At 60.8% G+C, this 10,738-nt stretch carries 10 protein-coding genes and 1 pseudogene; 1 reads left to right on the top strand and 10 read right to left on the bottom strand.

From position 1 onward, the window contains the following. Positions 1-419 precede the first annotated feature (419 nt). From ASF71_RS13465 to ASF71_RS13495, 7 genes are all read right to left on the bottom strand, one after another. Positions 420-1,679 carry a type IV pilus twitching motility protein PilT gene (locus tag ASF71_RS13465; protein WP_056301079.1) on the bottom strand — a complete coding sequence of 420 codons (1,260 nt, stop codon included), beginning with the start codon at positions 1,677-1,679 and terminating at the stop codon, positions 420-422. A gap of 51 nt (positions 1,680-1,730) precedes the next feature. After that, positions 1,731-4,154, bottom strand: a complete 2,424-nt coding sequence (locus ASF71_RS13470) for an ATPase, T2SS/T4P/T4SS family (protein ID WP_056301082.1) — start codon at positions 4,152-4,154, stop codon at positions 1,731-1,733. A gap of 65 nt (positions 4,155-4,219) precedes the next feature. Next, complete coding sequence (locus ASF71_RS13475) at positions 4,220-4,699, bottom strand: DUF2227 family putative metal-binding protein (RefSeq protein ID WP_056301085.1); 480 nt, start codon at positions 4,697-4,699, stop codon at positions 4,220-4,222. Between the two features lie 3 nt (positions 4,700-4,702). Beyond that, positions 4,703-5,485 carry a hypothetical protein gene (locus ASF71_RS13480; protein WP_056301087.1) on the bottom strand — a complete coding sequence of 261 codons (783 nt, stop codon included), beginning with the start codon at positions 5,483-5,485 and terminating at the stop codon, positions 4,703-4,705. Positions 5,486-5,500: 15 nt separating this feature from the next. After that, on the bottom strand, positions 5,501-5,938 hold the full coding sequence (locus tag ASF71_RS13485; protein WP_056301091.1) for a hypothetical protein: 438 nt from the start codon (positions 5,936-5,938) through the stop codon (positions 5,501-5,503). Further along, on the bottom strand, positions 5,935-6,285 hold the full coding sequence (locus tag ASF71_RS13490; protein ID WP_082506031.1) for a hypothetical protein: 351 nt from the start codon (positions 6,283-6,285) through the stop codon (positions 5,935-5,937). Before ASF71_RS13490 ends, ASF71_RS13485 begins: the two co-directional genes overlap by 4 nt. Further along, positions 6,282-7,118, bottom strand: a complete 837-nt coding sequence (locus ASF71_RS13495; RefSeq protein ID WP_056301098.1) for a type II secretion system protein — start codon at positions 7,116-7,118, stop codon at positions 6,282-6,284. The genes ASF71_RS13490 and ASF71_RS13495 overlap by 4 nt, the downstream gene beginning before the upstream one ends. 64 nt (positions 7,119-7,182) lie before the next feature. On the opposite strand from ASF71_RS13495, the gene ASF71_RS13500 reads away from it, so the two are divergent. After that, on the top strand, positions 7,183-7,728 hold the full coding sequence (locus ASF71_RS13500) for an HD-GYP domain-containing protein (protein ID WP_056301101.1): 546 nt from the start codon (positions 7,183-7,185) through the stop codon (positions 7,726-7,728). Positions 7,729-8,805: 1,077 nt separating this feature from the next. On the opposite strand, the gene ASF71_RS13505 is transcribed toward ASF71_RS13500, so the two are convergent. The 3 genes and pseudogenes from ASF71_RS13505 to ASF71_RS24540 form a co-directional block, all read right to left on the bottom strand. Beyond that, positions 8,806-9,531 carry a molecular chaperone gene (locus ASF71_RS13505; protein WP_082506032.1) on the bottom strand — a complete coding sequence of 242 codons (726 nt, stop codon included), beginning with the start codon at positions 9,529-9,531 and terminating at the stop codon, positions 8,806-8,808. Positions 9,532-9,602: 71 nt separating this feature from the next. Next, positions 9,603-10,058, bottom strand: a complete 456-nt coding sequence (locus ASF71_RS13510; protein WP_056301108.1) for a hypothetical protein — start codon at positions 10,056-10,058, stop codon at positions 9,603-9,605. 428 nt (positions 10,059-10,486) lie between these two features. Beyond that, a pseudogene (locus ASF71_RS24540) lies at positions 10,487-10,738 on the bottom strand (hypothetical protein); the annotation flags it as partial.

Here is a 10,738-nt window from a genome sequence, read left to right on the forward strand (position 1 = left end):
TGTATCTCAACCGCTTGCTGCACTTCTTCACGAAAAACGCAGAATTTCTCGGCCAGCACGGCTATTCATTGTCCTACGCGAGGTGCAACTTCTGAGTAGGACGCATTGAGGACCTCATAGGAAATTCCTCGTCTCAGCAGCGAGAAAAGGAAAAGAGTAGGGGAAGGAAGGACTCAAGGCATTGGCGCAAACGTCTGCCTGATCTAAACGCAGATCCTCGACCGGCACCTGGGCAGGAAGAGAGCAAACTGCACCGTCACGGTGAGTAAGGTGGCACAATTGATCTGACGTAGCAATGACTTGAAAGTCACCTAAGAAGCGTCCAGGGCGAGCATTACGCGTCAGTCAGCTGGCTCACACAGGACATGAGAACGGCCGATCCTTCAGGGAACCGGCCGTCATCAAGTGCAGAGGTGTCGTTAGGGCTTGCGGCCCCAACCGGAGGACGCTGGGGGAGAAGCTTCCGGGGCTGCTGCAGGCGCCTCCGCGGCTGTCTTCCGGGGGGCACGCCCAGGGGTTTGAGCCACCTGGATGTTTTGGTAGAGCGTGGTGTACCGGTCCGGCTGAATGACCCGGCTCGCTGCCGCTTCAGGGGAAATGATCTTCATTCGCGCTGCCCGGGCGAGTTGCTCATCCATGAGCACCGACTCGGACGCGTTCGTCGTCATCTGGTCGTAATACTTGTTCAGGTCCCCACTCCCGTCCTTGATGAGGGTTTCGATGGGGCCTTCATTGAGCATGACTTCCAGGATGACCTGCTTGCCGCTGCCGTCCTGCTTAGGCACAAGCTGCTGGGTGATGACGGCGCGGAGCGAGGCGGCGAGCTGGGTCTTGATCAGGTTGACTTTGCCCTCTGAGGTCACGTCCAGAATGCGACTGATGGCCTGGGGCGCACTGTTGGTGTGCAGGGTGCCCAGGACCAGGTGACCGGTCTCGGCGGCGGTGAGGGCGGCTTCGATGGTTTCCGGGTCGCGCAGCTCGCCGACCAGGATGATGTCGGGCGTTTGCCGCAGGACGCCCCGGAGTGCCCGGGCGAAAGACTCCGTGTCGTTGTGGACTTCGCGCTGGGAGATGATGCTCTTGAGGTCCTCGTGCTGGAATTCGACCGGGTCCTCAATGGTGATGATGTTTTTGGCGAAGTTCTCGTTGATGTGCCGCACGAGTGCGGCGAGGGTGGTGCTCTTGCCCATGCCGGTGGGGCCCGTCACGAGGACCAGGCCTCGGGGTAACTCGACGAGCCGTTTGAGGAGGGGGATGATCTTTTCCTCGTTGATGAAAGTGAGGTCATCGAGGAGGGGCGGATTCTTCGGAATGGGGCGGAAGGTCAGGAAGGGACCGCCACTCTGGAAGGCGGCGTTTACGCGGAAGCGCAGGTTCTCCGTGCTGAACTGGAAATCAGCTTCCTGGTTCTTGCGGAATTCCTTGGCGGGCTCTTTCCCCATGATGAGCTCGACCAATTCGTCCATCTCGGAGATCTTGAGTTTCGGTAACCCCTCAACACTCTCCCAGGCGCCGTTAACTTTAACTTTGGGGTAGTTCCCGTGCTTGAAGATGATGTCGCTGGCTTTGTTACTCACCGCGAGTTCGAGGACATTGGAAACGTCTTCCAGTGTGGGGGTGAAGAGGGCCGGGTTGGCGAATTGATCGGCAAATTGGGGGGACGTGGGGTTATGCGTCATAGAAAAGCCTCTAAAGGGAAGGAAGGGGAGAAGGAAAGTCGGTAATGTAGGTTACACAGCTTCGGGATCGCTGGACGTCTCCTCTGCGACTTCGTTGAGGGCTTCTTCGAGATCCTCTACGGCGATGAGACCTTCAGCGACCTTGAGATAGCCGTCCTGGGCGAGCGTGAGCATGCCTTCCTGGCGGGCGATCATCTCCAGCTCGCGGGTCGGGGCGCCCTCGTTGATGCGGTCGCGCAGGGTGTCCGTGACCACCAGCAGTTCGTGGATGGGAAGACGACCCTGGCGACCCTTGATGCAGTGCTGGCAGCCCTCGGAATTGACGGTGCGGTACCTGTCCTTAGGGGCACGAACAGGGGAATCGGCCAGGATGCGGGCGACTCGCTCGGGGAGGGGCGCGGCAGTGGAGCAGTGCTGGCACATCTTACGCACGAGCCGCTGCGCCATGACGCCTTGCAACGACGGGGTGATGTTGTAGTTGGGCACACCCAGGTCGCGCAGGCGCTGCACGGCGCTGGCTGCGGTGATGGTGTGCAGCGTACTGAGGACCTGATGGCCGGTGTTCGCCATGGAGAGGCTGATCCTGGCGGTGACTGCATCACGGATCTCGCCGAGCAGGAGGATGTCCGGATCTTGACGCATCGCGGATCGCAGGCCGGCCTCGAAGGTATACCCGGTGGCCTCGTTGATCTGGGACTGGTTGACCCCAGGCAGGCGGTACTCGATAGGGTCTTCGAGCGTCTGGGTGTTGCGGTCAGGTTTGGCGATGCGCTTCAGGGTCGAGAGGAGCGTGAACGACTTCCCGGAGCCGGTCGGGCCGGTGACGAGCACGAGGCCTTCGGGTTTGCGGATGATCTGGAGGAAGCGGTCCAGGGTGTAGGGATTTAGGCCCAGGTTCTCGACTTCGGGAATGTCGGAGGCGTCCTTGAGGATCCGGAGGACGAGCTTCTCGTTGCCGTCCGTCTGGGGCATGGAGCTGACGCGGAGGTTGATGGTCCGGCCGGCGACGTGGAGGACGAGGCGGCTGTCCTGGGGGACGCGGTTGTTCCCGACGTCCATGCCGGCCATGAGCTTGACCACACGAACGATGTTGCCCATGCCGCTGCGCGCGATGGGGGACTGAAAGTTGGCCGTGAGTTTGCCGTCGATGCGCAGACGCACCTGCAGGCCGTTGATCATGGGTTCGATGTGGATATCCGAGGCGTTTTTGTTGACGCCTTCCAGGATGGTTTCGCGGACGAAGCGGGTGACGGCGTTGTTGGCGTCGTCGAGGGTCGCTTCGGGGATGGCGGTGTCGGTGGCGAGGTCTTCGTGAAGTTCACGCAGGACCGTGCCGGAGGTGTACTGCTCGCGGATCAACTGGTCGAGGACCGGCGTATCGACGACGCGGATTTCGACCTTGGGTTTGCCGCTGCGCTCGGCGACAGCCGTACGGATAAGCAGTTCCCGGTTCGGGGTGTCGGTCACGACGACGAAGACGTCGTTGCGGTCGATGTCGTAGGGGAAGACCCGTTGGGTGGTGCAGGTGTGCTGGTCGAGGAGGCTGGCGACACTGGCCGCAGGGGGCCGGACCTTGATATCGACGTATTCCATTCCGCGGGCGACGGCTTGCGCCTGGAGGGATTGCGCGGTGGTGATACGACCCGTCGAGAGGAGTTTTTGATCGAGCTTGGGATCCATGATTTCGTGGGCCTCGACCCGGCCATAGCCCAGCTGGATCAGGGCGTCGGCGATGCTGATGCGTCGGGGCTGGTCCCGGTGGGAGTCCCGGCTGGTGTGCACGGCATAGGTGTCCTTGCTTTCGGGCAGGGTCACGACGATGGGTTCGGGCGCAATGACCGGCTCCGCGACAGGGGGGATCGGAGCGGGCAGAGCTTCAGCAACAGGTGGGGCAGGGACCGCAGCAGGCTGGAGGGGCGCTGCAGCAGGCAGAGGGGCGGCTTGACTCGCGAGCTTGGCCACATCCACAGGGGGGACATACGCAATGGGGTCACTCACAGCGACCACAGGAGGGACGGGCGTGGCCTCGGCGCCGGCGGGCTCGGCTGCGACCGGAGTGACGACCGCAGGCTCTTGGGGCGCCGGGGGCATCCAGACCGGTTCCTTCGTCTGAGTGGGTTTTGGGTCCGGAATGAGCAGCTTGGGGGAGATGTAGGCGAGGTCAGCTTCTTGCAGGGGATTCGTGCTGGCCCGGACTTCTTCTCCTTCGGAGGTCAGTCCCAGGACGATCTCGCGCTCAGGGTCGAGGGTCTTGATGGACTTGACGGCGAGCGGGAAGCCCATGTCGATGAGGATGCCTGCGATCTTCTGTTCGTCGATAAAGCTGCGGGCCCGGCGGAGCAGTTCGTGGCTGCGGTCGGCTTCGGAAGCGTCATGCATGCCTTTGGGGAGGCTGAGGCGGCCGTAGTGCCAGACTTGGAGACTGAGGCCTTGCTTGAGGCGGGTTTCTAGGGTTTTGAGTTGATTGTCGCTCATGGTTCCTCGGGTAATTTAGGGGTGTAGCACGGCTGTAGACCTCTGTACTATGCGGCATCTTCTGGTTACCACTCCCGCCATCGCCAGGGCCGATAGTCGTCCAGCCACAAGTGAATCCAGTAGGCGAGCAGATAGCCGGGGACAGCAAACCACCAGAAGGCCTGTGGGCCAGGCAAGGCCTTCCAGGTCGTTGGGAAGGCCACCCCAGCGGCATGGAGGGCGAAGAGCGCGAGGGCAAGTACGCCGCCGAAGACGACCACAAAGTACAGGAGGAGCAGTGCCGGCCCCCGCCCCCAGGTGTGGATGACGCCCCGATGTTTGACGAGCATCCCGAGGGGAAGCCAGAGGGCGCCGAAGACTCCCCAGTTGCGCCGGGCTCGGACGCGGGCACGGTGGCCGAGGTCGAGGTCGGGCGTGAGGAGGAGGGTGCCGAAGAGATACCCAGCGACCAAAGCGTTGATCTGGGGTGTCCAGGGCTGCCCGAGGGCCAGGTAGACGCCACCCAGGCCCAGGTTGATCGCGGTGTGGGTATCTCCCGTCGGCATGGGTTAGGGGGTGACGAGCTGCTGGCTCATGGTCTGGGCGACCGTGCCGATCTGGTAGGGCCAGCTGACCTTGAGGGCGCTGCCAGCCTGACCCGCGCCCTGGATGCTGAGGGTGCCGTAGCGGACCTCGTGCGGCTGGAGGCGCAGCACGCTCAGGGTGGGGCGGACTTGACCTGCGGACGCAGTGAGCTGCCGCTCGTCCACCAGAACGCCGTTACTGCCGGCCTTGAGCGTGTAGGAGAGGACCACCACGTTCCCGTCGCGGGCGAGGCTGAACTTGATCTCCGGCAGGTCTTCGGCGCGCATGGGCTCGGCCGGCTTGGTGTTGGTCGTCAGGCCCAGCTGCACGCCCGTAGCACTGGTGCTGGCGGTCGTCACGTCGGCTCCGGGGGCGGGGTCGCCGATCACGACGGTGGTGGGGGCTTCGGCCTTGGGGGGCAGGACCCGGACGTTGATGATGCTGCCGTTCTGCTGGCTGCTCATGCGTACTCTCCAGGTCCGGACGCCGCTTTCGGTGGTGATCTGGATGGGGGTGTTCCCGTTGCTGCTCAGGCCGGCGATGATCACGCGGTTATCGACGATCTTGGTTTCGATGATGCCGCTGCGGGTGACGGTCACGTCCTTGACCGGGTCGGGCCAGGTCAGGGTAGCCAGGGCGCCCGGGCCGAGTTCGAGGGTGTAGCTCTCGGCCTGCGCATCGTCAAGGGTGATGTTCATGTCGGCTGCGGATGCGGTGGGCAAGAGCAGGGCGGTCAACAGGGCCAGCGTGGGAATGAGTTTCTTCATGGGTGTGCCTCCACCTCATATGGTGTGGCCGGTTCTGGTTGTCACGTGCTTCGTGTAGATCTGGAGGTTGCCCACGCACGTCATTTCGACCAGGTGTTGTTGGAGCGCTGCAGCCAGAATCTGGTGCACGCAAGTGCGCTCCAGGCGGGTGACGCGGCTGAGTTCAAGCTCGGTGCGGTACAGGTTGAGGAGCTCGAGGACGAGGGTGAACTGCTCTTCGGTGTATCCATCAGCGCACGGGATGGTCTGGGGGCAGAGTTCGTACTGGGTCTGCCGAAGTGTCCCGATGGTCCGGACGAGAAACGCCTGTTGGAGGTGATCGAGGATGGCCCGAAGTTGCGGGAAGGCGACCGGGAAGGGAACCTCGCGGTAGAGCTCGAGGGAGGTGCGCGGACCCTGCTGGAGAGCGCCGAGAATATAGAGAGGCAGAAGGGGCAACTGAGCAATGGTCATGCCTCTGTGCTCTGCGCAACGCGCGAGGGATTGAGGAGCTGGCGCAACCGCTCTTGCACCTCACCGTAGGCCTGGTAGGGCTGAGTACCGACCTGCGCGTGATAGGACTCGCGGAGGTCTTGCAATTGCCGCAGGTACGGAAGGAGTGGGCGCTCCCCTATGTAATAGGTGTCCTCCCGAATATGGATGGGTGGGTCGCCCCGGTGGTGGTCGAGCATCAGCGCTGTCACGACACTGAGGGTGAGGAGCTCCCCCTGACGTTCGCAGACGCCGAACATCTCCCGGAACAGGGCCGTGCTCTCCTGTCGCGCCCGTGGATTGTCAAGGGCACATGGGGCGGCCGTCATCTCGTGACCTGCTTGATAAGGGTCGCACTCTGGGTATACGTGCCGCCTCTGACCTGGCCCTGCACCACCAGCTCGTAGCGGTCCCCCTGGTCTAAGAACTCTGCTTTCGTGATGTAAGACGGGGGGGTGACCCCGAGGGTGGCGCAGGTGGCGGCAAAGCCTCCGGGGGCCGGGAGGGTCAGGGTATTGGTGAGGTAGTTCCGACGCTTCTCGGCCGTCATCTGGCAGGTCTGGGTATAGGTGTCGATCAGCTTGTGCTGTGCTGCCCCACGGGCACCAAGGAAATTGGGGAGAAGGACGGCCGCCAGGATGCCGAGCATGGCGATGACGATCAGGATCTCGACCAGCGTGAAAGCCTGTTCCTGCCGGGGCGTGACGATCAGGGATGGGGCAGGGATGGGGGAGGCCTGGGTCACGGGCGCGAGCATCAGGAAATGGTATTGGCGGAACAGCAGATTGATGCTGAACCCCTGACGCCGGATCAGGAGCGGGGCGTCGAGGCTGGGACGGGGGCGCACCAGGATGGTCCAGCGGCCGGACGTGCGGCAGCGACGGGGCCGGTACCGGACGATGAGCGTGACCGGCCCGAGGGTGTAGGCCCCGCTCTGCTCCTTGACTTTCAACCAGGCTTTGGGGACGGGTGGCGCCTCCTTCCACGTGGCCCGTTGCCTGTCATACCAGAGGGCGAGGAGAACGACCGGCCAGAAGAGGGACCCGAGGACCAGGGCGAGCACGCCTTTGAAGTTCGTGGGCCACTTGTGACGGGGCATGTTGAGGATGCCGACCATGGTGATCAGGAGACCGAGGACGCTGTAGATGGCGAGAATAGACATAGACGTGTCCTCAGAGGCCGCACCCGGCACGGGGGAGCGGCCGGAGTGCTTGAATGATGGTGTGATGGCAACGCTGGGCATTCCCACTCCACTCTCCCGCCTGGTCGAAGGGACCTGTGGGGGTCACGCCGAACGGGTGGGGCTGCTGGCGTCCCGAATCGCTTTCCTGCTGGATCTGGATGTGGAGCTGGCCCTGATCGCTGGGTATCTGCATGATGTGGGGAAGGTCGGCGTCTGCCCGAGTGTGTTGAACAAGCCTGGGCCATTGACCGCGCTGGAGCGACAGGCGATGCAGCATCACGTGGCCTACGGGGCGCAGCTGGTGCAGGAAGGTTGGCCGGGGGTGCCGGTGGAAGTCGTGAGGGCGGTGTTGCGACACCATGAGCGGCTGGACGGTCAGGGCTATCCCGGGCGTCAGAGGAAGTTGGACCCGTTGAGTACGGTGGTGGCCGTGGCGGATATCTATGACGCGTTGACGCAACCGCGGGTGTACCGCCCCTGGGTGTTGGTTGGGCCAGAGTTGGTGCAGGCCCTGTTCGCGCAGGCCTTGCCGAGAGAGCCCCTGCTGGCGTTGTGTTCGCTGGCGGGGCTGCGTCTTCCAGAGATGTAGGGTCGCCTGCAGGTAAGAGAGCAGCCGCATGATCGGTCGAGGCCTCGTCACACCCAGATTGTCAGTGCGGTTCTGGTTGTCCGGCGCCTATCGCGTACACGACTGTCAGAGGCATGCCTTCTAGGTCTGGTGACCCTATCTCGTTATGAGGTGCAGCGTTAGGGAAGCATCCTGATCACTGGTCGTTGACCGCTTGACCGCTTCAGGTTCTGATAATCGGCTGCTTCTCTGAACACCTGCATCCAGATCTCTGGCTGCACTTCTAGCGCGACCCGAAGGGCTTCAAGCTGGCATGGCGGGAGGTCTGTCAAAAGCAGCCGCCCAACTTCCAACTTAGAGAGCTGTGGAGCACTCAAGGTGCACTCTATGCCCGCTTGAGCGGTTTTTCGCACTACATCTGTTTGTCGCATCTTCCGGTGAAGACGCACTGCACGAACCCAATGCCGAGGCAACACCACTTGTGAAGCATCCATGCCTGGCCAGAATTTGGGTAACGGAGGAAGATCATGCTTCCTGAGACGGCGAGAGGGACTCATCTTCTCTTCTCTTGCATCGGCACAAAAAAAAGAGAGGACAGCATTGTGCACATCCTACCGTTCTCCAGCTGAGTTCACAAATAATTTCACACTGGCGTCCATCTGCAAGGTTCAGCTCATCTGCAAAGCGGAGGCCACGCTTGGCAAGAGCGCCGTACCGAAGGCGTCGAGCTCATACCGCTCCCCACCCGGTACCGCCGTTCCATACGTGGCCTATGGCCTGTCTAACCCTTGGAAATTCACGACTCGCGACTGTCAGAATTTATCCCGCTGGTTCACTTGCAGGAATCGCACAATCAGTTCGGTCAGGACAGCGAGGCTGTTTTCACATGCACGTCCGCCGCATCCGTCTGGTCACCGAGAACACCGCACCGGGATTTCCGCTGTCTCCATCCAGCCCTGGAACAGGCCGCCGACATAGGTCATCGTTCCAGGTACACCAATTTCTAGCAGTACCGACACATCGCCGTGCTGGGCTGCGCCGGTTAGGCCCCCTGCGCAGCATGCTGGGCTAGCGTGGCACTCACCCTTGCGCCCACCCTCAGGGAGAAGCTGTACTGATCTCTTTCGACCGGCTCTCGCCACCTTCTTCATAGGAGACGAAGGCTTTCTGGGTGCCCGCTACACCACCTTCCACAGTAATTTCCCTCGTCGACTGAGGAAGCACGTAGGTATTTCCCAGCACTTTTTTGCCTGCGGCAGAGCTGACAGCGATATTTCTCAGGATCGCTACGCCGTTCCCGGAATTGACGATACCCAGTGTCGTGACAGCGCTTTGCCGGTTGAGGTTGAAGCTCAGATTGGCCTGGGTCCGACCGTTCGTCACGAACAATGGAATACGGAAGGCATAATTGGCGAGGACCGTATTCGTGATCTGTTCCGCGGCGTTGGCAGGATCGGGCTTCGGGGCCTTCGGCACAGCGGTCAGAACCAGCCGGTAGGCGGAATCCAAGTCTTCCCCGCGCAGGCGTACTGCCACCCGGACCGTCTGAGAACGGCCGGGTAGAACGACGAACTTTTGAGGACTGACGATGACGTCGCGACTCGGTTCCAGGACGTCCTGACCGTCTCTCTGGGTCCATTTCAGGACCTCGGCCGTGAAGTCCATAGGTTCCGAATCCTGATTGGTGACCTGCGTCGAAGTCGTGGAGCTTCGATTTGTACTGACCTTGAGCAGCGTGGGATTGAAAAGCAGTTTGACTGCTTCGGATCTTCCACATGTTCCCAGGAGCAGACAAATCAGCAGTGTGGTTCTCAAAGGACTCATTGCACTCCCAACGATACGGCAAAAGACGGATTCGGGGCGTAGACTGATCTACGCCCCGAATCCGTCCGACTTTAGAAGTCGACGTTGATTTTGACGACGGCTTCGTAATTCCCACTTGGCACGGTCCACTGACCAGTGGCCGCAGTAGCCTTAACGAAGTACATCCTGGTATCGGAGCCGTAGTACATGCTGCCGGGTCCACCAGGATCAAAATCAAGGGGCTCAACAGCGTAGTCCACATTCAGAACAGCCGTGTCCCGCATAGGGTTGGGGGTTTCGTAGGTGAATTTCGCATCACCGATGATAATCGTTCCAAAATTACAGTGAAGGATCTGGGAAACGCCAGGGCTAAGATTATCAATACCGGCCGCAGCAGTGTAGTTGAATTTCAAGGCTGCCGCTTGACCTTCGAAAACGCAACTGGGGCTGACCGTTGCATTGACCGGCACACTGGTCGAGGCCGTACCGGCCTGCGCAGAGGTGATAAGGCCGAGGGTCAGGACAGACAGGGAAAGAATCTTCTTCATAAATCTCCTTGTCGTCTATAGGAGTAACCTTATAGCGACGGTTTTCACCGGTCGTGACAGCTTATGTAAAGACCATCACTTGATTCGAATATTCCAGACGGTCTTCGGGGCATCCGAAGCATTTGAATGGTTAACGACTAAAGAAATCTTAGCCTTATTTTTAACAAAATTCAATACACCTGTTGGGGGATATAGTAAAAAGTCATAGTAAAAATTGATTCGACAAATATCAATTCGGTATTGGCAACCGAATTGTTTGATCACATCTTTCCTAATGATCAAGTAAAACCACTGTAAAATGGCGCGAGTTTTATTCTCGCTTGCCTGCAGCAGAGGAAACCCTTTCAGAAGAGGTACACACTGATGTATTCGCTTGGACAGTCCTCTCCGAAAATTACAATAAGTTGAGCTCCGTTATTTCTCCGTTATCAGCGGGTGCAGCGGGCGGTCTGGGCATCCTGCACCACACGCACTGCGCAGGTCGTTCCGTCGGCCAGCTGGAGTTCCCCGACCAACTCGGTCACGGCAACCGGCAGAAGCGCCGTGCCGAAGGCATCGAGCTCATAGCGCTCCCCACCCAGCACCGCCGTTCCATACGCGGCGTCCTGCCCGTCCGGCCCCTGGAAGTCCACGATCCGCGACCGCCCGAAGTTCTCCCGCCAGTCGACCTTCACGGCCCG

Origin of the sequence: Deinococcus sp. Leaf326 (assembly GCF_001424185.1) — a bacterium.
Classification (GTDB): domain Bacteria; phylum Deinococcota; class Deinococci; order Deinococcales; family Deinococcaceae; genus Deinococcus.